19 protein-coding genes are annotated in these 24438 nt (G+C 69.5%); 10 read left to right on the forward strand and 9 right to left on the reverse strand.

Annotated features, from left to right (window positions below):
* Window positions 1–80: 80 nt before the first annotated feature.
* Entirely contained in the window at window positions 81–1439 is a 1359-nt protein-coding gene (locus IGS68_RS02975) for a TldD/PmbA family protein (RefSeq protein WP_371821879.1), read from the forward strand.
* A 40-nt stretch (window positions 1440–1479) separates the two neighbouring features.
* Here IGS68_RS02975 and IGS68_RS02980 read toward each other — a convergent pair whose 3' ends face one another.
* Window positions 1480–2400 (reverse strand): LysR substrate-binding domain-containing protein, encoded by a 921-nt coding sequence (locus IGS68_RS02980; RefSeq protein WP_201077206.1) that lies wholly within the window; start codon window positions 2398–2400, stop codon window positions 1480–1482.
* Window positions 2401–2510: 110 nt separating this feature from the next.
* Here IGS68_RS02980 and IGS68_RS02985 point away from each other — a divergent pair, with 110 nt between their 5' ends.
* On the forward strand, window positions 2511–3050 hold the full coding sequence (locus tag IGS68_RS02985) for a peroxiredoxin (protein WP_201077207.1): 540 nt from the start codon (window positions 2511–2513) through the stop codon (window positions 3048–3050).
* Between the two features lie 117 nt (window positions 3051–3167).
* The gene (locus tag IGS68_RS02990) at window positions 3168–3698 is read left to right on the forward strand and encodes a carboxymuconolactone decarboxylase family protein (RefSeq protein ID WP_201077208.1); all 531 of its coding nucleotides are present in this window, start codon (window positions 3168–3170) and stop codon (window positions 3696–3698) included.
* Window positions 3699–3781: 83 nt separating this feature from the next.
* On the opposite strand, the gene IGS68_RS02995 is transcribed toward IGS68_RS02990, so the two are convergent.
* A complete protein-coding gene (locus IGS68_RS02995; protein WP_201077209.1) occupies window positions 3782–4432 on the reverse strand; it encodes a LysE family translocator in 651 nt (216 codons plus the stop codon).
* 380 nt (window positions 4433–4812) lie between these two features.
* On the opposite strand from IGS68_RS02995, the gene IGS68_RS03000 reads away from it, so the two are divergent.
* The gene (locus IGS68_RS03000) at window positions 4813–7002 is read left to right on the forward strand and encodes an LPS-assembly protein LptD (RefSeq protein ID WP_247881149.1); all 2190 of its coding nucleotides are present in this window, start codon (window positions 4813–4815) and stop codon (window positions 7000–7002) included.
* A 103-nt stretch (window positions 7003–7105) separates the two neighbouring features.
* On the opposite strand, the gene lptE is transcribed toward IGS68_RS03000, so the two are convergent.
* The 7 genes from lptE to IGS68_RS03035 form a co-directional block, all read right to left on the reverse strand.
* A complete protein-coding gene (gene lptE, locus IGS68_RS03005) occupies window positions 7106–7588 on the reverse strand; it encodes an LPS assembly lipoprotein LptE (protein WP_201077210.1) in 483 nt (160 codons plus the stop codon).
* Window positions 7589–7697: 109 nt separating this feature from the next.
* On the reverse strand, window positions 7698–8894 hold the full coding sequence (locus IGS68_RS03010; protein ID WP_201077211.1) for an O-antigen ligase family protein: 1197 nt from the start codon (window positions 8892–8894) through the stop codon (window positions 7698–7700).
* Between the two features lie 43 nt (window positions 8895–8937).
* On the reverse strand, window positions 8938–10884 hold the full coding sequence (locus IGS68_RS03015; protein WP_201077212.1) for a polysaccharide biosynthesis protein: 1947 nt from the start codon (window positions 10882–10884) through the stop codon (window positions 8938–8940).
* 19 nt (window positions 10885–10903) lie between these two features.
* Window positions 10904–11863 carry an NAD-dependent epimerase/dehydratase family protein gene (locus IGS68_RS03020; RefSeq protein ID WP_247881150.1) on the reverse strand — a complete coding sequence of 320 codons (960 nt, stop codon included), beginning with the start codon at window positions 11861–11863 and terminating at the stop codon, window positions 10904–10906.
* Complete coding sequence (locus IGS68_RS03025; RefSeq protein WP_201077213.1) at window positions 11860–12864, reverse strand: MraY family glycosyltransferase; 1005 nt, start codon at window positions 12862–12864, stop codon at window positions 11860–11862. Before IGS68_RS03025 ends, IGS68_RS03020 begins: the two co-directional genes overlap by 4 nt.
* Before the next feature lie 64 nt (window positions 12865–12928).
* A complete protein-coding gene (locus tag IGS68_RS03030; protein ID WP_201077214.1) occupies window positions 12929–13921 on the reverse strand; it encodes an NAD-dependent epimerase/dehydratase family protein in 993 nt (330 codons plus the stop codon).
* 122 nt (window positions 13922–14043) lie between these two features.
* Window positions 14044–15375: an oligosaccharide flippase family protein gene (locus IGS68_RS03035; protein WP_201077216.1), complete on the reverse strand. Its 1332-nt coding sequence runs from the start codon at window positions 15373–15375 to the stop codon at window positions 14044–14046.
* 290 nt (window positions 15376–15665) lie between these two features.
* Between IGS68_RS03035 and asnB the strand changes: the two genes are divergently transcribed.
* The 6 genes from asnB (at window position 15666) to IGS68_RS03065 (ending at window position 24431) form a co-directional block, all read left to right on the forward strand.
* Window positions 15666–17690 carry an asparagine synthase (glutamine-hydrolyzing) gene (asnB, locus tag IGS68_RS03040; protein WP_201077218.1) on the forward strand — a complete coding sequence of 675 codons (2025 nt, stop codon included), beginning with the start codon at window positions 15666–15668 and terminating at the stop codon, window positions 17688–17690.
* 427 nt (window positions 17691–18117) lie between these two features.
* Window positions 18118–19257 (forward strand): glycosyltransferase family 4 protein, encoded by a 1140-nt coding sequence (locus IGS68_RS03045; RefSeq protein WP_247881151.1) that lies wholly within the window; start codon window positions 18118–18120, stop codon window positions 19255–19257.
* 22 nt (window positions 19258–19279) lie between these two features.
* Window positions 19280–20503, forward strand: coding sequence for a glycosyltransferase family 4 protein (locus IGS68_RS03050; RefSeq protein WP_201077221.1), 1224 nt, complete (start codon window positions 19280–19282; stop codon window positions 20501–20503).
* A gap of 224 nt (window positions 20504–20727) precedes the next feature.
* On the forward strand, window positions 20728–21543 hold the full coding sequence (locus tag IGS68_RS03055; RefSeq protein WP_201077223.1) for an ABC transporter permease: 816 nt from the start codon (window positions 20728–20730) through the stop codon (window positions 21541–21543).
* The gene (locus IGS68_RS03060) at window positions 21543–22841 is read left to right on the forward strand and encodes an ABC transporter ATP-binding protein (RefSeq protein WP_201077225.1); all 1299 of its coding nucleotides are present in this window, start codon (window positions 21543–21545) and stop codon (window positions 22839–22841) included. Before IGS68_RS03055 ends, IGS68_RS03060 begins: the two co-directional genes overlap by 1 nt.
* A 93-nt stretch (window positions 22842–22934) precedes the next feature.
* Window positions 22935–24431, forward strand: coding sequence for an FkbM family methyltransferase (locus tag IGS68_RS03065; protein ID WP_201077227.1), 1497 nt, complete (start codon window positions 22935–22937; stop codon window positions 24429–24431).
* Window positions 24432–24438: the final 7 nt, after the last annotated feature.

Raw genomic sequence — 24438 nt, forward strand, 5'->3', positions numbered from 1 at the left:
TCCCCTGCCATCTTTCGCCGACACGGCCCACCTTGATAGGGACGTCCGAAAGAGCGTGCGCGAAATGAAATGGACCGGAGATGTCGATGCCTGCTGATTCCCACAACGCCTCCCTCTCGCTGCTGGAAGACCTGATCGGGAAGGCCAAGGCCGCCGGTGCCGACGCCGCCGACGCGGTGCTGTTCGACGGCGCTTCCCTGTCGCTGTCGCAGCGGCTGGGCCAGCCGGAGCGGCTGGAGCGGGCGGAAGCCGGCGACCTGGGCCTGCGCGTCTTCGTCGGCAAGCGCCAGGCGATCGTCTCGACCACCGACCGCAGCGCCGACACGCTGGCGGCCCTGGTCGAGCGGGCGGTCGCCATGGCCCGCAACGTGCCGGAGGACCCCTTCAGCGGCCTCGCCGATCCCGACCAGCTCGCCCGCGGCTGGCCGACCGACCTGGAGATGGACGACCCGACCGAGCCGTCGGCCGAGCAGATGATCGAGCAGGCGCGGATCGCCGAGGAGAGCGCCCTGGCCGTCCAGGGCGTCACCAATTCCGAAGGGGCGGAGGCGAGCTGGAGCCGATCCCACGTCGCCATCGCCGCCAGCAACGGCTTTGCCGGCGCCTATTCCATCTCGCGCCGCAGCCTGTCGGTGTCGGTGCTGGCCGGGACGGGCACGGGGATGGAGCGGGATTACGAGTACAGCTCCAAGGTCTTCGCCGAGGACCTGGCCTCGGCGGAGGAGATCGGCCGGGGCGCCGGCGAGAAGGCGGTGCGCCGGCTGAACCCGCGCAAGGTCAGGACCTGCCAGGTGCCGGTGGTCTACGACCCGCGGGTATCGCGCGGCCTGATCGGCCACCTGTCCGGGGCGATCACCGGGCCGTCGATCGCGCGCGGCACCAGCTTCCTGAAGGACAAGATGGGCGAGCAGCTGTTCCGGCCCGAGATCACCATCGTGGACGACCCGCACGTCCGGCGCGGCCTGCGCTCCAAGCCGTTCGACGGCGAGGGCGTCGCCAATTCCCGGCGCAACATCATCGAGGAGGGGCGGCTGACCACCTGGCTGCTCGACCTGCGCTCGGCCCGGCAGCTCGGCCTGACCTCGACCGGGCACGCCTCGCGCGGCACCTCCGGCCCGCCGTCGCCCTCGCCCAGCAACCTCTACATGGCGCCGGGCACCCGCTCGCCGGAGGAGCTGATCGCCGACATCGGCCAGGGCCTCTACGTCACCGAACTGATGGGCATGGGCATCAACGGGATCACCGGCGACTACAGCCGGGGAGCCGCCGGCTTCTGGATCGAGAACGGCGAGATCGCCTATCCGGTCAGCGAGCTGACGGTCGCCGGCAACCTGAAGGAGATGTTCAAGGTCCTGGAGCCGGCCAGCGACCTTGAGTTCCGCTACGGCATGGACGCCCCGACGATCCGGATCGAGGGCATGACCGTCGCCGGGACCTGATCAGGTCCCGCCGGGCCTCCGCCGCGAAGCGGGGGCCCGGTCAGCCGACCGGTTGGGCACCCAGCGGCAGATTGTCGCGCAGGAACTGAGCCAATTCCCTGAACTCGCGGCTGCGGGCGGCCTCGCGCCGCCAGACCAGGGCGATTCGGCGGGACGGGCAGGGCGGGGCGAAGGGACGGATCTCCACCGACCCGTTCGGCGCGGAGGCGCCGGTCACCGACAGCGCGGGCAACAGGGTGATGCCGATGCGGCTCGCGACCATCTCGCGGAGCGTGTCCAGCGACGTCGCGGCGAAGCTCTCGCGGTCGCGCGCCCTGGCATGGCCGCAGACCGCCAGCGCCTGGTCGCGGAAGCAGTGGCCGTCCTCCAGCAGCAGGACCTGCTCGTCGGCCAGGTCCGATTCGCTGACCTGGTTGCGCGCCGCCAGCCGGTGGCCGGCGGGCAGCGCGACCACGAAGGTCTCGTCGAACAGGGGTTCGGCCTCGAAGGACGGCTCGGCCACCGGCATGGCGAGCATCAGCGTGTCCAGGTCGCCGCCCTTGAGCCGTTCCACGAGTCGCCCGGTCTGGTCCTCCCGGAGATAGAGTCGCAGGTCCGGATATGTGCGGCGCAGCGAAGGAAGGACCCTGGGGAGCAGGTAGGGGCCGACCGTGGGTATGACACCTAGTCGCAGGTCGCCCGCCAGCGGAGCCGCCACGCCCTGCACGCTGTCGGCCAGGTCGCGCACTTCGGCGAGGATGCGGCGCGCCCTTTCGGCAACCTCGGTGCCGATCGGGGTCAGCATCACGCGGCGTTTCGTGCGCTCTACCAGCTGGGTGCCAAGTGCTTCTTCCAATTGCTGAATCTGGGCCGACAGGCTGGGCTGGCTGATGTTGGCCGCATCCGCCGCCCGGCCGAAATGCAGGGTGTCCGCGACCGCCACCAGATAGCGCAGGTGCTTGAGCGTGACGGCCTGACTCATCGGCCTCTCCTATCACTGCGTTCGGAAAATGCGATTGGATTTATCATAGGGCTGCCGCCAGTTTTGGAACTGTTCGAATTTAGTGCACTGCAGCATACGGAGCGAGTTTCATGCTTACTGTCGGCGACAAGTTTCCCGCCTTCGACCTCAAGGCCGTCGTTTCCACCGATATGAAGGAAGCCTTTGCCCAGATCACCGACCGCTCCTTCGAGGGCAAGTGGCTGGTCGTGTTCTTCTGGCCGAAGGACTTCACCTTCGTGTGCCCGACCGAGATCGCCGCGTTCGGCAAGCTGAACGGCGAGTTCGCCGACCGTGACGTCCAGGTCCTCGGCGCCTCGACCGACAGCGAGTTCGTGCATCACGCCTGGCGCGTCCACCACGACGACCTGCGCGACCTGCCGTTCCCGATGCTGGCCGACATCAAGCGCGAGCTGAGCACCGAGCTGGGCATCCTGGACAAGGCCGAGGGCGTGGCGCTGCGCGCCACCTTCATCGTCGACCCCGAGGGCATCATCCGCTTCGTTTCGGTCAACGACCTGTCGGTCGGCCGCAACCCGCAGGAAGTCCTGCGCGTCCTGGACGCCCTGCAGACGGACGAGCTGTGCCCCTGCAACTGGCAGAAGGGCCAGGACACCCTGCAGGCCGCCTGATCCCGCTTTCCGAAGGGACTCGCCATGGTGGGCGCCGAAGGGCGCCCATCGTGCCGGCGCCGGTTCCCGTACCGGCCTGATCTGCATTCACCTGTCCGCACTTAGGAATTGCCTGCCATGTCGATCGATGCGCTGAAGGGCAAGCTGCCCGACTACGCCAAGGACCTGAAGCTGAACCTGTCCGGCGTGTTCAACACGCCCAACCTGACACCGCAGCAGGCTTGGGGTACCGCCGTCGCGTCCGCCCTCGCATCGCGCCAGCCCGAAGTGATCCGTGCCATCGTCGCCGACGCCGGGCAGCACCTCGAGCCGGCGGCGCTGAACGGTGCCAAGGCCGCCGCGGCGATCATGGGCATGAACAATATCTACTATCGCTTCGTCCACCTGTCCGCAACCAAGGACTACGCGCAGATGCCGGCGCGCCTGCGCATGAACGTCATCGGCAATCCGGGGGTGGACAAGGTCGATTTCGAATTGTGGTCGCTCGCCGTCTCGGCCGTCAACGGCTGCGGCATGTGCATCGAGAGCCACGAGCACGAGGTCGTCAAGAAGGGCGTCTCCAAGGAAGCCGTGCAGGACGTGATCCGGATCGCTTCCGTGATCCACGCCGTCTCCGCGGTGATCGACGGCGAGGACGCGCTCGCCTGAGCGCTCCTTCCGCCCGGGAACGATCCGGAAAAGGCGCCGGCCCGCGAGAGCGGCCGGCGCCTTTTCCGTCTGCGCCGCCCCGTTCAGTTCATCGCGGAGGCCGGCCCGGCGAAGCCGAGGACCGCGCTGTACAGCGCATAGATCCCGAAGCAGGCCAGCAGCACCGCCGCGGTCTGGTTGATCCGCCGGAACACGCCGTCCGAGATCATGTGCCGCATCATGGCCACGCTGCCGCTGAGCGTCAGGAACCACAGGGCGGAGCCCAGGAAGACGCCCAGCACCAGGACCGCCGCCTCGTAGTCCGACGCGAGCTCGCCGCCCAGCCCGAAGCCGGCGAAGATCGCGACGAAGGCGAAGATGGTGATCGGGTTGGTCAGGGTGAGCCCGAGCCCGACCGCGAAGCCGCCCAGCATGGTGCGGATGTCCCGCGTGATCTCCCGCGGGTGCGGCTCCGCGGTGAAGGCCCTGGCCGCGATCAGCAGCATGACGGTGCCGCCGACCAGCCGGAAGGTTGTCTGATGGCCGGCCAGCCAGTCGGTCATGGCCTGCACGCCGAAAGCCGCGATCGCGCCGAAGATCCCGTCGGCAACCGCGGCGCCGAGGCCGGTGGCGAACCCCGTGAGGACCCCGCCCTGAAGCGTGCGGCGGATGCACAGCAGGCCGATCGGCCCCACCGGCGCCGCGATGGCGATCCCCAGCAGGATGCCGCGCAGGAGAACCGCCAGATACTCCACAACCAGAATTCCCCCAACCCTCCGTTCGCGCGACGCGGCGGAGTATGCCCGCCCGGCACCCGAAGCGGAACGGGCGAATGGCCGGTGCGGCACTAAACATGGGCCGCGGGGACGGGGGAAGGTGAGGATGGGGGCGGAGGGTTGCCGGAGTGCAGCACCTGTGACCTTTGTACCGGCTGCCGGTCCGATGCGGCTTGCCTCCCGGACGGCCTTCGATTAATCAGGGAACCGGTACAGGGCCGCGGACCAAGTCCCATCGCCAACCATCCGCCTCCACTGGGGAGCGCTCCGCCGGGGCCGCTCCGAAGGGTATTCTTGTGCGTGCTTTTTCCTTCCGGGATAAGGGTTCGAAGCGTCCTGAACGGGGACTGCGCAACAGCTTGCGCGGCGGCCTGGTGGCCCTGGGGATCGCGGCGGCGGCTGGCGTTCCCGCGGCATCGGCGCAGGAGGCCGGGGGCGGCCAGCCCGTGCTGCTGAACGCCGACGAGCTCACCTATGACGAGACACTGGGCATCGTGACCGCCACGGGCGACGTGGAGCTCGCCCAGGGCGACCGCCTGCTGCTGGCCGACCGCGTTTCCTTCAACGAACGCACCAGCGTGGTGACCGCGACCGGCAACATCCGCCTGCTGGAGCCGAGCGGCGACGTGATGTTCGCGGACTACGCCGAACTGACCGACGACCTGGCCCAGGGCTTCGTGCAGCAGGTCCGCGCCCTGCTGACCGACAATTCCCGGCTGGCCGGGACCGAGGCGGAGCGGACCGACGGGGGCCGCTTCATGCGGATCAACCGAGCGGTCTATTCCCCCTGCGACCTGTGCGCCGAGGACCCGACCCGGGCGCCGCTCTGGCAGCTCCGGGCCAACCGCGTGGTCCACGACAAGGAGGCGAAGGAGGTCATCTATCGCGACGCCCGGCTCGAGATGTTCGGCATCCCGGTGCTTTATACGCCCTATTTCGAGCATCCCGACCCGACGGTCGACCGGAAGAGCGGCTTCCTGAGCCCGATCTTCGGCTATGGCGGCAATCTCGGGACCTTCGCGGCGGTCCCCTACTACTGGACGATCGCGCCCGACATGGACGCGACGATCACGCCGATGTTCAGCACGGAGGACGGGCTCCAGGTCCGCGGCGAGTGGCGCCAGCGGTTCGAGCGGGGCCGCCTGTTCCTCGACGGCAGCATCGTCAACGCCGACCGGACGACGACCTCGGGCGAGGTGAAGGAGGACCGCTGGCGCGGCCACCTGTTCGGCGAAGGGCTGTTCGATCTCGACGAGACCTGGCGGGCGGGCTTCAACCTCCAGCAGACGTCGGACCGGTCCTATCTCCGGCGGTACCGGATCAGCGGCGAGGACATCCTGACCAGCCGCGCCTTCGTCGAAGGCTTCCAGGGCCGCAACTACGCGGTCGCGAACGCCTATCGGTTCGACGACCTGCGCGAGCTTTACGAGAACGAGCCCTACGTGATCCCGCTCGCCGAGGCACAGATGCTCGGCGAACCCGACTCGCTGCTGGGCGGACGCTGGTCGCTGGATTTCGGCCTGGTCGGCTTGCAGCGCCCGGAAGGGCGCGACACCCAGCGCGCCTCCATCGAGGCGGGCTGGCAGCGCCAGTTCGTCGCCGACGCCGGCCTGATCACCACGGTCAGCGGAACCCTGCGGGGCGACGCCTATTACGTCACCGACTATATCAGGCCGGACGATCCGACCGGGCGGGAGGACAGCACGACCGACTACCGCCTGTTCCCGCAGGGGCAGATCACCATGCGGTATCCGGTGGCGCGCCAGATCGGCACGGTCCAGCACGTGATCGAGCCGATCGTCTCGTTCACCACCTCGCCCAACGTCGACGACCAGGACGACATCCCGAACGAGGACAGCCAGGATATCGAGCTGACCGCCTACAACCTGTTCCGTCCCAACCGCTTTCCCGGGGTCGACCGGCTCGATTCGGGAACCCGGGTCACCTATGGCGCCAAGACGGGCTTCTATGGTTTCGGCGGCGGCTTCTCGGAATTCTTCCTGGGGCAGAGCTACCAGATCTCCCGGAACGACCAGGCTCTCGAGGCATCGGGGCTGGGCGAGGGTCATTCCGACATCGTCGGCAGCGTCCGCGTCCAGCCCGGCCCCTACCTGGACCTGCAATACAATTTCCAGCTCTCGGAGGAGGACCTGGAGGCCCAGGTCCAGCAGTTCCGCGTCAGCGCCGGCGTTCCCCTGCTGCGGGCCGGCGTCAACTACTACTACCGCGACCGGCCGACCAGCGGCGACACCGCGCCGCGCCGCGAGTTCCTGTCCGCGTCCCTCAGCTCTTCCTTTTCGCAATATTGGTCCGCGGCCGTGGCGCAGAGCTACGACCTCCAGGCGACCGAGGAGAAGCTGCGCAGCACCAGCGCCTCGCTGACCTACAGCGACGAATGCTTCACCTTCCAGGTCATCGGATCGCGCGACAATACCGTCCGCTCCGGCGAGGAGGGCGGCGACACGATCTATTTCCGCCTGGTGTTCCGCAATCTGGGCGAGGTCGAAGCCCCGCTCATCAGCTCCTCCTCGCAGGCGGCGTCCCAGTAGGTCCGCCGCGAGGGAACGCCCGGCAGGGACGCTTGTCCTCGCGGAGGGTCGGCGTCCCGCCGACCGGAGTGCGCGGGACGCGCACCCTCCTTGGAAACTCCTGCTAGGACGCCGACGCCGTCACCGGATCGCGGTTGAAGAACAGCGACAACCGGCGGGTGATGTCTTCGCTCAGCTGCGCCACGCTGCGGTCATAGGCGTCCTGCTCCCCGATCAGGGTCGCGTACTGGCTGCGCAGGATGTTGAAGTTGCTGACGGACGTCGTGGTGCCGGACAGCACGGCGGCGCCCTGGGCGTTCCGCAGCGTATAGGTCGCCAGGACGTTCAGTTCGGCGCGGGTGGCGCTGTCGTCCACCGCGATGCCCAGCTTGATCACGGAGGGGTTCAAGGCGACGTCGAGGGTGTATTCCGGCGATACCGGCCGGCCGTCGATATAGAACCGGTCGATCAGGCTGTTGCGGAGCTGCTGGCCCAGGCGGTTCGGGATGTTGTTGACCTGGACGAGCGACAGTTGCTGCGCGGCCGGCGTGTTGGCGCCGTGGAGCGGCTGGTATCCGCAGGCGGGCAGCATCAGCAGACAGAGCAAAGCGCCCCACCTGGAAAGCGGGTTTGTCTTGTTCGACAGCATCAGCCACCTGGTAAATTCACTGGGTCTCGGGGAACTGATGCGGCCGGCGCGATCAGCCCCGTCGAAGCTATCCAACTCGATGCTGGCGCGCAAGCACGTGGATCGCCAGCATCGACAGGAACAGCGCGCCCAGCCACCAGACCTGCCATATTCCGTAAGCGACCGAGATCATGGCGAGCATGCCGGCGAAGGCGGCGAGCGCGATCGGCTGGCTGTCGCGCGGCAGGGTGCCGATATCGCGCAGGATCGTCAGCCCGGCGGCGATACCGAAGCAGACCCCGACGAATCCCAGCTCCAGCCAGATCTGGAGAATCGCATTGTGCGGGTGGAGCGGCAGCACCGGGAAGCTGTAGCCGCCGCGGTCGACGATCACGTTCTCCGCCAAGGAACGGGACGAATCCAGCCCCCACCCGAACAGCGGCCGCTCGAACACGAGGTTCGACGCGTAGTGCCAGATCTCGATCCGGTGGAGGAACGAGAAGGGCAGGTCACCGCGATCGATCAGGTCGAGGCCGTAAAGATACTCCATGGCCGGAATGGTCGCGAGGAAGGTGACGACGACCCCGACGCCCAGCAGATGCCGGACGGCGACCGGCGCCGCCGTCGCGGCCGCCAGGATCACCAGGCCGATCAGCAGCCCGACCATCGCCGACTCGCTCTCCCCCCCGGTCACCAGCACGATCATGCCGGCCGGCAGCAGGGCGGCCGCTGCCCACTGGCGACGCAGCCAAAACACCTGGCACACCGGCCAGCACAGCGCCGCCATCGCGACCATGTTGCGGTTGATCAGCGCTCCGTAGAGTTCCGGGTCGGGCGGCACGCCGCCGCGCATCAGCCGGTAGACCGGCAGGCCGTGCAGCAGGTCCAGCATCAGCAGGATCACCGCCGCGGCGTAGGCCGTCACCAGCAGGCCGGCGCGCCGCCGGTCCAGCGGCGGGGTCCGCACCGCGGCGGTCGCCAGCAGCATGGCGGGCAGCAGCGCATAGCCCAGTTCCCACGCCTGATGCAGGCTCCGCCCCGGCCGGATGCTCCAGAGCGCGGTCAGGGCGCCGTAGGCCAGGAAGCCGCCCAGGATCACCAGCCAGCGGACCGGCGGGACGGGCCAGCGGCCGGTGTCCAGGCGGTGGAGCAGGACGCCGATGACCGAGCCGGCGATCATCAGCGGGGCAAGCCCGCGCGGTACGGTGACCGCGATCAGGGGGGCGAGCAGGAGGGTGATCAGGCAGGCTGTCGCGAAGCGCGCCGGCACGGCCGGCCCGCTCATGTCGGCTGGCTCATTCTGGGCCGTTCATCCTTGCTGGTTCATGTCAGTCGGAGCCGAGTTCCTGGCGCGGGATCTCCGCCGCGGCATCCTCGGCCGCGGCACCCTCGGCCCGGTAATCCGGCACGAGGGTGCGCAGCGTGGCCAGGGTCCTGGACCGGTCGGTCGACCGGGCGGCGTGCTCCAGCTCGTTCAGCAGCCGGTTGATCACGGCGTGGTCGATCACGCGGGGAGATGCCTGGAACACGCCGTCGGCGCTGGTGCGGGTCGGCGCCTCGCCCTCGGAAAGCAGTTCCTCGAACAGCTTCTCGCCCGGCCGCAGCCCGGTGAACTCGATCCTGATGTCCCTGTCCGGGCGGAGCCCGACCAAGCGGATCATGTTGCGCGCCAGATCGACGATCTTCACCGGCTCGCCCATGTCGAGCACGAAGATCCGGCCACGGCCCTGCGGATGGGCCGAGCCGTAGGCGGAGGCCTGGAGCACCAGTTCGACCGCCTCGCGCACGGTCATGAAGTAGCGCCGCATCTCCGGATGGGTGACGGTCAACGGGCCGCCCGCCGCGAGCTGGCGCTGGAACAGCGGGACCACCGAGCCGCTGGAGCCCAGCACGTTGCCGAACCGGACCGTCATGAACCGGGTGCTGGCCCCCTCCGACGCCGGCAGCAGGTCCAGCGACTGGCAATAGGATTCGGCCGCGCGCTTGGTGGCGCCCATCACGCTGCTCGGGTTGATCGCCTTGTCGGTGGAGATCAGGACCATGGCCCGGGTGCCGACGGTCCGCGCCGCGTCGGCGACGTTGCGCGTGCCGATCGCGTTGGTCAGCACGCCCTCCTCCGGGTTGGCCTCGACCAGCGGCACGTGCTTCAGGGCGGCGGCGTGGAACACCAAGTCGGGCCGCGCGTCCTGGAACAGCCGCAGCACGCGGGCGCGTTCGCGCACGTCGGCGATCACGCTGTGGCAGGCCAGGCCCGGGTAGCGATCCCGGATCTCGCCGTCGATCGTGTACAGGTTGAACTCGCCCGCATCGACCATGGTCAGCTCGGCCGGGCCCAGGGCCGCGATCTGGCGGGTCAGTTCGCTGCCGATCGTGCCGCCGGCACCCGTCACCAGGACCCGGCGCCCGGCGATCAGGCCCTCGATGGCGCTGCGGTCCAGCACCGTCTGGGGTCGGCCCAGCAGGTCCTCCACCGCGATCGGCCGAAGCTCGATCTTGCCCTCGCCCAGGGCGTCCTTGAACTCGGTCAGGCTGGGCAGCCGGCTGAGCGACAGCCCCAACGGCTCGGCCAGGTCGAGCAGCCGGCGGATCAGGTCGCCGTCATGGTCCGCCTCCGGCTTGGTGACGATCAGCCTCTGGGCCTTCACGCCGCGCCGTTGCAAGGCTTCGACCACGGTCGGCAGGTCTTCCACGCCGCCCAGGACCGGCACGCCGCGGATCTCCCGGCCGATCCGCCCGCCCTTGTCGTCGACCACGCCGACCACGCGGTACGCCGCCTGGGGCGTGTGGGAGAGCGCGCGGATCAGCTGGTCGGAACCGTCCTCGGCGCCGACCAGAAGCACCGGCACCCGGTGCTCGCCGCCGGAGAAGTCGGCCAGGGCCAGCCGCCGGTCCTTGAACAGGCGATAGCCGAAACGCGGCCCGCCCAGCAGGAACAGGAGCACGAACCACTGGATCACCGGGATCGACCGCGGGATCGTGTCCAGCCGGGTCAGCAGGAACAGCAGCAGCACGGACACGACCGAGACGACCGTGGCGGCCTTGGTCACCAGGATCAGGTCCGGGGCCGATGCGTAACGCCAGATCCCCCGGTACAACCCCAGGAGGCGGTAGGTGATGGCCGCGGTCAGCAGCACTACCACGAGGCCTTCCAGCAGTCCTTCGAAATAGAATCCGAACAGGTGATCCCCTACGCGCAGGTAGAATGCCGCGACGAAGGCGAGACCCGTCATCAGGAGGTCGTGGAGGTAGGCGAGGCCGGCTCGATTGAATTTCATCAGCTCAACGGGCGCTGCTCTATGGACCGGTCGCAGCATTGAACCATTCCGCGGTGGTGCGCAAGGCGTCTTCCTGAGACCAAAGCGGTTCCCAGCCCAGGGTTTTTCGAATGGCCCGGTCGTCCAGTTCCAGGGACGCCGCCAGCCGGTCGAAGGCGTCGCCGCGTCCGATCAGGCCGAAGGCTGCCCCCAGCAGGGGCGGCGGGACGCCGAACAGGCGCGCCGGCCGGCCCAGGGCGCGGGCGATCGCGCGGATCAGGTCCGGTGTCGACAGCACCGGGCCGTCATGGACCAGGAACCGGCGGCCCGGGGCGTCGCGGTGTTCGACGCAGGCCGCGATGGCGCCGGCCAGGTTTCCGACATAGACCAGGCTGCGCCGGTTGCGGATCGCCCCGAACGGCAGCGGGGGAGCCCGCCGGCACAGCTCCATCAGCTGCCGGAAATTGGCGCCGACGCCCGGCCCGTAGACCAGCGGGGGCCTGACCACGACCTGCTCCAGCCCGGTCCGCGCGGCGACGGCCTCCAGCGCCTGCTCGGCCTCCAGCTTGGAGATGCCGTAGGGGGAACTCGGCCGGGGCGGGGTCTCGTCGGTCACCGCGTCCTCGGCGCCGTTCTCGGTCACCGCCTTGATGGTGCTGACGAGCACCATGCGGCGCACCCCGGCGGCGGCGGCGGCCTCGGCCAGCCGACGCGTGCCCTCGCGGTTGACCCTGCGGTGCAGGCCGAGCGCCGCGGCGGCATCGCCCGGCTCCTCCGCCTGGTGGACCCGGGCGGCGAGATGGACGACCGCGTCGATCCCCTCCAGGGCGCGGCTCCAGTCGGTCTCCGGGCCGATGTCGCCGACCGCCGCCGTGTCGGGGACGGGAAAGGCGCCAGGACGGCGGACCGCGGCGCGGACATGGTGGCCCCGGCATGCGAGCATCGGAATCAGGGCGGAGGCGACGAAACCGGTCGCTCCGGTCACCAGGACGCGCATCATGCCCTCCCGGCCGGACGGGGCAGGAAGGCCAGCAGGGCAAGCACGACCAGCGCGCCCGGCACCAGCGCCATCCAGCCGACCGTCACCGAGGCGGCGGCCAGGGCCACCAGGCAGGCATTGCCGGCCAGGACCCACAGCACGACGTCGGAGTGGCTTCGGCCGGCCTGGACCGCGCGCTGGTAGATATGCTCGCGGTGAGGTTGCCAGATGCGCTTGCCTGCCGCCAGGCGGCGCAGCAGCGTGAAGGTGGCGTCCGCCAGGAAATAGAGCGGAACCAGGAGTGCCGCGGCCCAGGCGCCCGCCCCGGCGGCGCCGAGCAGAAGCCAGCCCAGCAGGTAGCCCAGCGGGACGCTGCCCACGTCGCCCATGAAGACCCGGGCCGGATGCCAGTTCCAGCCGAGGAATCCCAGCGCCGCCCCGACCGTCGCCAGCGCCAGCCAGAGCGGCACGAGGCCCAGCCCCGCCATCACCGAGACCAGGGCCAGCCCGGCGCCGATCGAGGCGGCCTCGCTGCCCGCCAGCCCGTCGATCCCGTCCATGAAGTTGAACAGGTTGACGAACCAGAGCCAGCAGAAGCCTGCCGCCAGCCGGTCCGCCCACAGCGGCAGCCAGCCCTGGAAGACCAGGTCGTGGCCGGGCAGCGCCGTCAGCCCCAGGGCCACCGCCGCGATCTGCGCCGCCAGCCGGAACAGGGCCGGGCGGCTGCGCCGGTCGTCCATCCAGGAGACGGCGACCAGCCCGGCGGCGCCCGCCAGGACCGGGCCGATGCGGTCGAATGAGCCGATGATCCAGCCGATCAGCGCGAAGGCGGGCAGCAGGGTCGCCACGATGCCCCAGCCGCCGCCGCGCGGCGTCGGCACCGTGTGGCTGCTGCGCTCGTTGGGCAGGTCCAGGATCGCGTTCCGGCGCAGGTAATGGAGCGCCATGCCGGTCGCCATGTAGGACAGGGCGGCGGTGCCGGCGAGCAGGGCGGTCTCGAACAGGCCAAGGGCATCGGTCATCGGGATATCCGGGCGGAAGGCCCCAGCTTGGTCCGGCCGGAACGTCCCGGCTTGGGAAAGTCGATCATGCGATGCCGTGATAGTCCTTGTACCACGCGACGAACCGGGGAATACCCACTTCTATCGGAATCGCAGGCTCGAATCCCAGGTCGCGGCGGGTCGCGTCGATGTCGGCGTAGGTCGCGGGCACGTCGCCGGCTTGCATCGGCTCCAGGTTCTTCAGGGCGGTGCGGCCCAGCGCCTGCTCGATCACCTCGATGAAGCGGACCAGACTCTCCGACCGGTGATTTCCCAGGTTGTAGAGCATGGAGCGTACGCCGCGCGCGTCCGGAGCGGGCGGGCGCCCCAGCGCCGCGACGACTCCGGCCACGATGTCGTCGATATAGGTGAAGTCGCGCTCCATGCGGCCCTGGTTGAACACCCGGATCGGCCTGCCGGCCATGATCGCGTCGCAGAACAGGTAGGCCGCCATGTCCGGCCGGCCCCAGGGGCCGTAGACCGTGAAGAAGCGGAGCCCGGTCGCCGGCAGCTTGTGGATGTGGCTGAAGCTGTAGGCGATCAGTTCGCCCGCGCGCTTGGTCGCGGCGTACAGCGAGACCGGATGGTCCACCGGATCGTCGATCGAGAAGGGCAGCTTGGTGTTGGCGCCATAGACGGAGGAGGAACTGGCATAGACGAAGTGTTCCAGGCAATCCAGTTTCCGGGCGGCTTCCAGCATGATTACCTGGCCGACCACATTGGCGTCCGCATAGGCGTACGGGTTCTCCAGCGAGTAGCGTACGCCCGCCTGCGCGGCGAGATGGACGATGCCGGTGACCGGTCCGGACGCCTCCGCCCGCTTCAGCGCCGCGCCGACCGCCTCCCGGTCGGCCACGTCGGCCTGGATGAAGGTGAAGCCGCTGCGGCCGCCCAGCCGCCCGAGCCGCGCGCGCTTGAGGTCCACGCTGTAATAGTCGTTCATATTGTCGATGCCGACCACCTGATCGCCGCGGGCCAGCAGCGCCTCGGCGACATGGGAGCCGATGAAGCCGGCGACACCGGTGAGAAAGATCGTCATCCAGGACCTCGGTCGAGTTCGGTACGGCCGCTTTATGGCCCAGCCCACCCGGCAGTGCCAGCGCAACTCGGTCATAGCCCTTCCGATTCGGGACCGTGCGGGTCGAGCTTCCCCGAATCGGTTCAGCCGCCGCTTTCCGCGTCACGCGGCCCGCCGTCGCGCGGCGCCAGGGCGGCCAGCAGGCGGCGCGGCAGCAGGGGCGGCGGGATGCCGACCCGCTGCCAGGCCATGGCCGCCATGGCGATCTGGCTGCCCAGCAGCGACAGGGTGGTCATGGCGGCGGCGCCCTCGATCCCGAAGGCCGGGATCATGACCAGGTTCAGGGCGACGTTGGCCGCGGCGGCGCAGCCCAGCGCCCGCATCGCCTGCTGCTCGTGCCCGGTCATGGTCAGCATCAGGTGGCTCGGGCCGATCACCGTGCGCAGGCAGATGCCGACCATCAGGATGCGGGCGGCTCCGGCGCCGTCCACGAACTCGGACCCGAACAGCCCGAGGATCCAGGGGGCGAGGACGATCAGCGGGATCCCGATGACCAGCGACCCGGCGAGCGTCATCAGGGTCGTCGTCCGCATGAAGGCGGCCAGCTCGGTCCGCTCTCCCCGGGCATAGTGGGCGGCGAACGAGGGGGCGACGATCGCGCCCACCGCCAGGTACGGGAAAAGCACCAGTTCCGCGACGTTGCAGGCGACCACGTAGACGCCGGCGTCGGCGGCGGTCATCAGCCAGCCGATCATCAGCACGTCGCTGCGCTGGAGCAGGAGCTGGCTGCCGCCGGTAAGCCCCAGGACGAAGGCCGAGGCGATCCAGTCGCGCCGCCGGAAGACCGCGCGCGGCGCCGGGACGGGCAGCACCGCGCGGCGCCGGCGCAGGTACAGGATCAGGGCCAGCGCGCTCGCCCCGCCCACCGCCACGAACCCCATCACGGCCGGCGGCGTCAGCGCCAGCGACAGGCCGGTCGCGGCTCCGACCAGGAGCAGCACGACGGCGTCGCGCCCGAGTCGTTCCGGCGCGGTGCCCAGCACCACCTGGCCCTGTCCGTACAGCACGGCGGCATTGAGCCTCAGCATGGCGAGCAGGGGCAGCACCACGAAGCCGGCCAGGAAGGTGGCGCCGAGCTCCGCCGGGATTCCCGGCTGCCGGGATATCAGGAACGCGCCGAGCGCAGAGATCGCGATGCTGAGGCCGCCGACCAGGCCGGCGGCATGGCGGAGCACGCCGGCGAGCAGGGCCCATTCCTGCCGGGCCCGGTGCGCCGCGACGTTGCGCATCATCAGCATGTCGTGGCCCATGACGGCCAGGTAGACCAGGATGTTTACCCAGGCCATGACGTAGGCGAAATGCCCGTAGCCTTCGTGTCCCAGCAGGCGGGCGAGCAGGATCTGGAGCAGCAGCGCCTGGGCCATGCCCGCGACGTTCAGCGCCATGACGCCGCCGCCGCCCCGGGCCAGCCGCATGAACGCCGGGTTCCGCGTGATCAGGAGAGGAAGTCTGGATACCACCGCGATAACCGAAACCTGCGAAAACCGGGACGCGCGCCGCTGCCGGAAGCTTGGCCGGCGGAGAATGCTGTCGCGCTTAGGGGGAAGTCAATGCGGCTGGGCGCCTTTTCGATCGTCACCCATAAGGTGGTCCCGCTTACCGATGATTGCGCTTGCCCGGAGCGGGCGCGGGCTTCTATTCGGGAACTCATGGTTCTTCTTGAACCATCGCTGTCACGGACAATCAGGCGGGGAGATCGGTTCCGGTGTGTGGCATCTGCGGTTTCGTCGAACCTTCCGGCCGCCGGGCGCCGGCAACCCTGGTACGCGCGATGGCGGACGCCCTGGCCCACCGCGGCCCGGACGGCGACGGCGTCTGGACCGACGAGGCGGCGGGCGTCGCGTTCGGCCATCGGCGGCTCGCGATCGTCGACCTGTCGCCCCTCGGGCGCCAGCCGATGGAGTCGGCCGACGGCCGGCTGGTACTGACCTTCAACGGCGAGATCTACAACTACCGTGACCTGCGCGCCGAGCTGGAGGCCGGCGGGATCCGCCTGCGCGGCCAGTCCGACACCGAGGTGCTGGTCGAGGCCTGCGCCGCCTGGGGCGTCGGCCCGACGGTGCGGCGGCTGATCGGCATCTTCGCCTTCGCCCTGTGGGACAAGGCCGCCCGGCGCCTGACGCTGGTCCGAGACCAGCTCGGCGTCAAGCCGCTCTACTGGGGTCGGACCGGGAACGGGAACGGGGCCGGGAGCAAGGCAAGGGCCGGGGAAGGCGTGATGTTCGCGTCCGAACTGAAGGCGCTGCGGGTGCATCCGGGCTGGTCGCCGGGCCTGGACCGCGGCGCGCTGGCCTCCTACCTGCGCTTCGCCTACGTTCCAGCGCCGCACACGATCTACCGGGACGTCGCCAAGCTTCCCGCCGGCTCGATGCTGACCTGGGAGCCGGGGACCGAGCCCCGGACCGAACGCTACTGGGACATGCGGGCGGTGGCTCGGGTTCCGCCGCGCGAACGCGACCCCGCGTCGGCCATCGACGCGCTGGAGGCGCTGCTGGGCGACGCCGTCGGCCGGCAGATGGTCGCCGACGTGCCGCTCGGCGCCTTCCTCTCCGGCGGGATCGACAGTTCGACCGTGGCGGCGCTGATGCAGGCCCGAAGCGGCCGGCCGGTGCGGACCTTCTCGATCGGGTTCGACGTGGCGGGCTATGACGAGGCGGTCCACGCCAAGGCGGTCGCCGGCCACCTGGGCACCGACCACACCGAGCTCTATGTCGGCCGCGACCACGCCCGCGACGTGATTCCCCGGCTGCCCGACCTGTTCGACGAGCCTTTCGCGGACAGCTCCCAGATCCCCACGTACCTGGTCTCGGAAATGACCCGCCGCCATGTCACCGTGGCGCTGTCGGGCGACGGCGGCGACGAGCTGTTCGCGGGCTACCACCGCTATTTCTGGGCGGACGCGGCGCGCCGGCGGCTGGACCGTCTTCCCCGGAGCCTGCGCGGCATCGCGGCGGCGGCGCTGTCGGGGCCGTCCGAAGGTGCCTGGGACCGCGGGTTTGGCCTGCTTCCGCGCGCGTTCCGGCCGGACCGCGCGGGCGATCGCCTGCACAAGCTGGCGGCGCTGCTCGCGGCGTCGGGACCTGACGAGGTCTATCGCGGCCTGCTGTCCCACTGGAACCCGGCGGAGATCGTCAGGGGGGCGGACGAGCCGCACGGCATCCTGTGGGACGGCTCGGTCGCCGGCGAGATTCCCGACTTTCTCCGGCGCATGCAGTTCCTCGACACGGTGACCTATCTTCCGGACGACATCCTGGCGAAGGTGGACCGGGCCAGCATGGCGGTCGGGCTGGAGGCGCGGGTGCCGCTGCTCGACCACCGCGTGGTCGAGTTCGCCGCCGGGCTGCCGGCCTCGCTCAAGGTACGGGACGGACAGGGCAAGTGGCTGCTCCGCCAGGTGCTCCATCGCCACGTCCCCCGGGAATTGGTGGAGCGGCCGAAGATGGGCTTCAGCGTGCCGCTCGGCGGCTGGCTGCGCGGCCCCCTGCGCGACTGGGCCGAGGACCTGCTGGACGGGCGGCGGCTGGAGGAGGATGGCGTGCTCGATCCCGGGCCGGTCCGCCGCCGCTGGGCGGAGCACCTGTCGGGCGCGCGCGACCACGGCGACAGGCTGTGGGGCGTGCTCATGTTCCAGGCGTGGCGGCGGCGCTGGCTCGATCCCGGCTCCGACCGGGCCGGGACCCGGGACGCCGGTCCGGAGATCCCGTCGCGCCCGGCGGCGGCAGTCGGGTGATCCGGCGTAGGGAGACATGGAGTGGGAGATATGGAGTAAAGGATCGGAAATATTCAACCGCGACTCCCTAGCCCCAACGGACTGCTGCACATGATGTTCCGGTCTAGCCGAAAAGGCATATTGCCTTTGTTTCTGCCGTCATGACCGTTCAGGGCACTTAGATTAAGCCCCTTTGATTATTGACGGGGTGGGGTACGCTCGTTAGCTATGGCGGTGATGCCAACTGCTCGGATGTTTTGTTTGTGAGACAGGCCTGCTCCGGAGTGGCAGGCATCCAGCAGGTCTGATGTGCGTGGCCAGCCCGTAAGCGACGAGAAGAGGGCCTGATTGAGTGGTCGGCACTGACAAGCGACACATGCCCGACGGCCGGAAGCAGAATCTCCTGCTTTGGTATTGGGGCAGGCGAGGCGGTGGAGCCCATTATTGCTTGGAAGTTGCCCGTGAACTGTCTCGGCGTGACGAGTTCAACCTGCACTTGTCGGTTTCCCGCGATTGCGATCTCTACCGCGAGATCAAGGAGCTCGGCATCCCGGGGTTCGACGTGGACACCTATCGCGATGTCGGATCCGCGGTCATGGCGCTGTCGCGCCTGCCGCAGGTCAGGCGGCAGTTCAGGGAATACCTGGAAAGGCACGAGATCGACGTCGTCCTGTGCACCATGCAGCACCTGTGGAACCCCTTCATGCTGCCGGCGATCCGCCGGGCCGGCGCGCGCTACGTCGTGACGATCCACGACGCCGCACTCCATCCGGGCGAGCGGTTCCTGCCGTACCAGTGGTGGCTGGACTGGGAGATCCGCAAGGCCGACGGGTACGTGGTGCTGAGCGACCATGTCGGCGGCGTCCTGCGCACCCGTCACCGCACCGCGCCCGACCGGATCGCGGTGGCTCCCTGCGGCCCGTTCAACCAGTTCATCGACGCCGGGCGGACCTGCCGGCCGGCGGGCGAGGCCCGGGCGCCCCGGCGGCTGCTCTTCTTCGGCCGGATCATCGCCTACAAGGGCCTCGACCTGCTGCTCGACGCCTACGGCCGGCTGAAGGCCGACTATCCCGACCTCAGCCTGGCCATCTACGGCGACGGCGACATCTCGCCGTACCGGGCCGCCCTGGACGGGCTGGCGGACGTGACCGTGGAGAACCGTTACATCGGGGAGGAGGAGTTGCGCGGCGTCCTGGAGGAGGCCGACCTCGTCGTCCTGCCCTACCGGGAGGCCAGCCAGTCCGGCGTCCTCGTCCTGGCCGAGGCCGCCGGCCTTCCGGTGGTCGGCACGCCGGCCGGCGCGCTGGTCGAGCAGATCGTCCCCGGCGTCAACGGCCTGATCGCGGCCGGCATCAGCGGGGAGGAACTGGCGGCGTCGATCGGCCGTCTGCTGGACGATCCCGCCCTCTATCACCGCTGCGTCCAGGGCATCTCCCGGAACGCCGAGGACCGCTGGTCGGAAGCCGGCGATCGCATCTCCCGCTTCCTGCTGGGGGCCGGCCCGTCGGCGCCTCCGGGGCCCCGCTACGGCACCGTCCCGGCCTCCGGGACGGCAAGCCGCCTGCCGCTCCGCCGGCAGGCGCGCTGACCACCGGAGCGGCACCGCCGTGATGACGGTATCCCCCCGGAAGACCGTGCGCTCGCTGTGGCGGAGCATGCCGCCGGGCCTGCGCCGGTCGCTGCTGTTCGGCACCACCCGGCTGGCGGCTCCCGCCGCGCGGCTGCCCGGCCCGCCGCCGGCCGAACCGGTCGTCGTCGTGGGACCGATCTCCAGCGCCACCGGCCTGGGGGAGGGAGCGCGGCTCTGCATGCGCGCGCTCCGCGCCCAGGGGCTGGACGTGCGGGGTTTCGACGTCAGCCAGGTCATGCTCGGCGGCGACCCGGCGGAGCCGATCGACCCCGGCGCCGCGGTCGCACCCGGGCCGGGCACCGTGATCCTGCACGTCAACGCGCCGCTGGCGCCGCTGGCCCTGCTGATGCTGGGAAGGGCGGCGGTCAAGGCCAAGCGGATCATCGGCTATTTCGCCTGGGAGCTGCCCGACCTGCCGGCCGACTGGATCGCCGCCCTGCCGCATGTCCACGAGATCTGGGTTCCCAGCCGGTTCACCGCCGACGCGTTCCGGCGGCACACCGACCGCCCGGTGCGGATCGTGGCCCATCCGGTCGCGGCGCCGGGCCGCCTCCGGCCGGCCGCCGATCGGGCCGGCGCGCCCTTCACGGTGCTCACCCCGTTCAACATGGCGTCCGGCTTCACCCGGAAGAACCCGGTGGCGGCGGTCCAGGCGTTCAAGCTGGCCTTCGGGCCGGCCGACGAGGCGCGGCTGATCCTGAAGACGCACCATGTCTCGGCCTATCCGGCCGGCCGCGACCAGCTGGCCGAAGCGATCGACGGCGATCCGCGCATCAGCGTCCTGGACGGCACGCTGGACCGGGCGGAGCTGGACGCGCTGATCGCCGGCAGCGACGCCGTGATGCTGCTGCACCGGTCCGAGGGGTTCGGCCTTCCGCTGGCGGAAGCGATGGGACGCGGCGTGCCGGTCGTCGCCACGAACTGGTCGGGCAACACGGACTTCATGGATTTCGACAATTCCTGCCCGGTCTCCTACTGGCTTGTGCCGGCCGTCGACCCCCAGGGAAGCTACCACTACGCCGACCAGGTCTGGGCCGAGCCCTCCGTCGAGTACGCCGCCCGGCAGCTGCGCCTGCTGGAGGAATGCCCGGACGTGCGCGCCCGGCTGGGAAATGCCGCCACCGCGACGATCCGCCGGCGCTGTTCGTCCGAGGCCTATGCCGAAACCCTGGGCGCCCTGCTGCTGGCCGGCGCAGAGGTCTAGTTACGGCCCCCTATGGGGCAGCGCGCTTGACAACGCGAAAGCGTTCCGCTCCTATCTGCGGCAAGGATTACAGTAAATATTAGTTGATATGTTGTTAAACATGTTTAAGTGGAAACCTAGAGAGAGATTTCGAGTGCCAGGCAAGTTGCCGGAACGTGTGAGGCTGGATTCATGATGGACCTGTCATTTAGCGGAAGCGGGCAGACTACAATGCGGACTCTCTCATGAATGCAGTGATCACGAAAATTCCCTTTGCGGAACCGCTGTGGCGTTATCGTGCCTTCATCTGGAGCGCCGCCACCCGCGAGATGCGCTTGCAGTCGATGAACTCGGTGCTCGGCTGGCTGTGGCCGGTGCTGAACGCGGCGGCCCTCATCCTGCTGTACATGACGCTGTTCGTGGAGGTGCTGAAAAGCAGGCTGCCGGGTTCCGACGACAGCATGTCCTATGCGATCTACCTGTGCGTCGGCATCATCACCTGGACCTATTTCTCCAACACCATCCTGCGCTCGCTGAACATCTTCGGCGAGAACGCCATGCTGCTGAAGAAGGCCGGGTTCCCGAAGATCACGCTGCCGATCATCGTGGTGGTGTCCCAGGGCGTCCAGTTCGCGATCATGCTGGGGGTCTTCGCCGTCCTGCTGATCGTGACCGGGCGGATCCCGGGATGGGCCCTGCTGGGCATGATCCCGCTGCTGATCCTGCAACAGGCCATCGCGATCTCGCTCGGCATGCTGCTCGGCACGCTCAACGTCTTCTTCCGGGACGTCGGGCAGGCGATCGGGATCGTGCTGACCTTCTGGTTCTGGCTGACCCCCATCGTCTACCCGCTGTCGATCCTGCCGCCGGCGGTCGCCTCGTTCGTCACGAACTGGAACCCGATGACCCGGATCATCACCGGATACCACGACATCGCGCTCAACAACGCCCTGCCGGACCCGGCCGCCTATGTCGGCCACGCGGTGCTGGCGGCGGTGCTGTTCGCGCTGGCCTATTTCTGCTTCAAGCGTCTGTACAGCGCGGTCCAGGACTATCTTTGATGCCCCTGATCAGCATCCGGAACATCACCAAGAAGTACCATACCTTCGCCAGCGACTGGGACCGCTTCGTCGAGGCGATCACCAACGGCAGGATCCGGCGCCGCCACGAGCACTGGATCCTGAAGGGGGTCTCGCTGGAAGCCGAGCCCGGGGAATCGATCGGCATCATCGGCTACAACGGCGCCGGCAAGAGCACGCTGCTGAAGATCGTGCTGGGCGTCTCGACGCCCGACAGCGGCACCGTCGCGATCGACGGCCGGGTCGCCGGGCTGCTGGAGCTGGGCGTGGGCTTCCATCCCGAGTTCACCGGCCGGGAGAACGCGACGATCAGCTGCCAGCTCCTCGGCCTCGACCCGGCGGAGATCCCGCCGCTGGTCGAGGAGATCAAGCGGTTCTCGGAGCTGGAGGACTATTTCGACGAGCCGATGCGGACATATTCCACCGGCATGCAGATGCGCCTCGCCTTCAGCGCGTCGACCGCGGTCCGCCCGGAGATCCTGGTGGTCGACGAGGCGCTGGCGGTCGGCGACGCCTATTTCCAGCACAAGTCGATGGCGCGGATCCGGCGCTTCCGCGAGGCGGGAACGACCCTGTTCCTCGTCTCCCACGATCCGACCGCGATCAAGAACCTGTGCGACCGGGCCCTGATCCTCGAGGAGGGGGTGGTGATCCGCGACGGCCGGCCGGACGAGGTCCTGGACTACTACCAGGCCATGGTCAACCGGCGGAAGAAGGACGAGGAGATCCGCCAGTTCAGCAACGACGGCGTCGTCGTCACCCGCAGCGGCGACGCCCGCATGGAGATCTCCGCCATCCAGATCCTGGACATGGACGGAAAGCCCGGCCGGGTCTTCAAGACGGGGGAGACCGCCCGCATCCGGCAGACCATCACCTGCAACGATCCCGGCGTCCGGCCCAATGTCGGCATCATGATCCGCGACCGGCTGGGCAACCACATCTACGGCACCAACACCCACCTGAAGAAGGTCGCGATCGACGACCGCTTCGAGGTCGGGACCCGGTTCCACGTGGATTTCGACGTCGAGCTCCGGCTGGGAGCCGGGTCGTACAACGTCTCCGTCGCCGTGGTCGACGACGCGCTGCACAGCAGCCATCTGGACTGGATCGACCAGGCCGTCGTCTTCCAGGTCATGCCCGACGGCGTGCCCGACTACGCGGGCCTGACGCCGCTGCCGGCCCGCCTTTCCTACGGAAGGGGCCCCGGGATCGAGACCGGGACCGAACCGGTGGCCGCGGGCGAGCAGCTCGGTGCCGACCGGGTGGAAGCGGGAGACTGAACGCCCCGGCGCTCAAGCCCGAGAGCCCCGGCGAGGGCGAAGCGCCCGGATCCCCGCCGTCCGTGACCAATCCGATATCGAGACCCCGAGCCGATGACCTTTATCTCCTACGCCCAGAACTACGAAGACATCATGCTGTTCCGCGCCCTGCGCGACGTGGGGCAGGGATTCTACGTCGATGTCGGAGCCAACAGCCCGGACGAGCATTCCGTGACCCGCGCCTTCTACGAGCGGGGGTGGCGGGGCATCAACATCGAGCCGGTCCTGGAATTCCACCGGCAGTTGCTGGAGGCGCGTCCGCGCGACGTCAACCTGCCGATCGCCGTCGCGGACCGGACCGGGTTCATCGACTTCCATGACGTGGCCGGCACCGGCCTTTCCACGATCAGCCCGGAAATCGCCGAGACCCACCGTGCCGCCGGGTATCAGGTCACCCGGCGCAGCGTCGTCGTCGAGACGCTCGACGAGGTGCTCCGGAAATATGTCGAGGGTGACGTCCATTTCCTGAAGATCGACGTCGAGGGACTGGAGGATTCGGTCCTGCGGGGGCTCTCCCTGGAGGAGATCCGGCCCTGGATCATCCTCGTCGAGGCGACGGAAGTGCTCAGCCAGGTGCAGAACCATGCATCCTGGGAGCCCCGGCTGAAGGACCGGGGCTACTCCTTCGTCTATTTCGACGGTCTCAACCGCTTCTACGTGGCGGACGAGCATGCCGACCTCGCCCCTTCCTTCCGGAGCCCGCCCAACGTCTTCGACGACTGGATGCGGGTCGGCGACCGCCAGGCGCACGACAGGGCGAACGTGCTCACCGCCAAGCTGGAGGAGGAGCGGGAGGCGCACGGGGGCGAGCTGGAGATCCTGCGGGCCCAGGTCGAGGAATGGAAGACCCGGGCCGAGGCGGCCCAGGCCGCCGAGATCGCCCGCCGGGCCGAGGACGAGGCCCGGCGTCTGGAACTGGAAACGCGGCTGGGCGAGATGATGCGCGCCTTCGAGGCGGCCGCCGCGTCCGCTGCCCGGGCGTCCGAGCGGGAGGCGAGGCTGCTCGACCAGATGGCGGACCTGTCAGCCCAGGCCGCCGCCCTGAGGGCCGGCATCGCGGCCCTGCGCAAGGGAATGGACAATTCGGCGCAGGCTGAGACGGCCGCGCTGAGGCACCGGCTGGCCGAGCTGGAGCACGCCTCGATGGTGGCCAAGCTGGAACTGGACACCGTCCTGGCCAGCTCCTCCTGGCGCATCACGGCGCCGATGCGGGGGGTCAAGCTGGCCGCCGCGGCCCTCGCCAAATCCCTGGGCGGCGCCGGGGACTCCCGGCCGGGTCCCTCCCTGGTCAGCCGCGCGGCCCACTGGTCGGCGCGCCAGCCCGTGCTCAAGCGGGCCGCGGTGGCCGTCCTGGCGAGGAGCCCCGCGCTTGAACGCAAGGTCCGCTCCCTCGTGGCGCCGCCGCCGGGAGTGCCGGCGACCGCCGTGGCCGACATCCCGCAGCCCCGCCGGCCGGACGGTTCCGGACCCGCCATCGTCTCCCGCAGCCCGTCCCCGGCGGAAGCCATCGTCGAAACCGCTTTCCGCCGCGCGCTTGCGCGCGCGCGCTGACCGGAAG

It is taken from the genome of Skermanella sp. TT6, assembly GCF_016653635.2.
Classification (GTDB): Bacteria; Pseudomonadota; Alphaproteobacteria; order Azospirillales; family Azospirillaceae; genus Skermanella; species Skermanella cutis.

What these genes read in the sequence shown, in the direction of transcription:
- IGS68_RS02975 (WP_371821879.1), top strand. Translation starts at nt 81, where the DNA reads ATGTCGATGCCTGCTGATTCCCACAACGCCTCCCTCTCGCTGCTGGAA.
- IGS68_RS02980 (WP_201077206.1), bottom strand. Translation starts at nt 2,400, where the DNA reads ATGAGTCAGGCCGTCACGCTCAAGCACCTGCGCTATCTGGTGGCGGTC.
- IGS68_RS02985 (WP_201077207.1), top strand. Translation starts at nt 2,511, where the DNA reads ATGCTTACTGTCGGCGACAAGTTTCCCGCCTTCGACCTCAAGGCCGTC.
- IGS68_RS02990 (WP_201077208.1), top strand. Translation starts at nt 3,168, where the DNA reads ATGTCGATCGATGCGCTGAAGGGCAAGCTGCCCGACTACGCCAAGGAC.
- IGS68_RS03010 (WP_201077211.1), bottom strand. Translation starts at nt 8,894, where the DNA reads ATGAGCGGGCCGGCCGTGCCGGCGCGCTTCGCGACAGCCTGCCTGATC.
- IGS68_RS03015 (WP_201077212.1), bottom strand. Translation starts at nt 10,884, where the DNA reads ATGAAATTCAATCGAGCCGGCCTCGCCTACCTCCACGACCTCCTGATG.
- IGS68_RS03020 (WP_247881150.1), bottom strand. Translation starts at nt 11,863, where the DNA reads ATGATGCGCGTCCTGGTGACCGGAGCGACCGGTTTCGTCGCCTCCGCC.
- IGS68_RS03025 (WP_201077213.1), bottom strand. Translation starts at nt 12,864, where the DNA reads ATGACCGATGCCCTTGGCCTGTTCGAGACCGCCCTGCTCGCCGGCACC.
- IGS68_RS03030 (WP_201077214.1), bottom strand. Translation starts at nt 13,921, where the DNA reads ATGACGATCTTTCTCACCGGTGTCGCCGGCTTCATCGGCTCCCATGTC.
- IGS68_RS03035 (WP_201077216.1), bottom strand. Translation starts at nt 15,375, where the DNA reads ATGCGGCTGGCCCGGGGCGGCGGCGGCGTCATGGCGCTGAACGTCGCG.
- IGS68_RS03050 (WP_201077221.1), top strand. Translation starts at nt 19,280, where the DNA reads ATGACGGTATCCCCCCGGAAGACCGTGCGCTCGCTGTGGCGGAGCATG.
- IGS68_RS03055 (WP_201077223.1), top strand. Translation starts at nt 20,728, where the DNA reads ATGAATGCAGTGATCACGAAAATTCCCTTTGCGGAACCGCTGTGGCGT.
- IGS68_RS03060 (WP_201077225.1), top strand. Translation starts at nt 21,543, where the DNA reads ATGCCCCTGATCAGCATCCGGAACATCACCAAGAAGTACCATACCTTC.
- IGS68_RS03065 (WP_201077227.1), top strand. Translation starts at nt 22,935, where the DNA reads ATGACCTTTATCTCCTACGCCCAGAACTACGAAGACATCATGCTGTTC.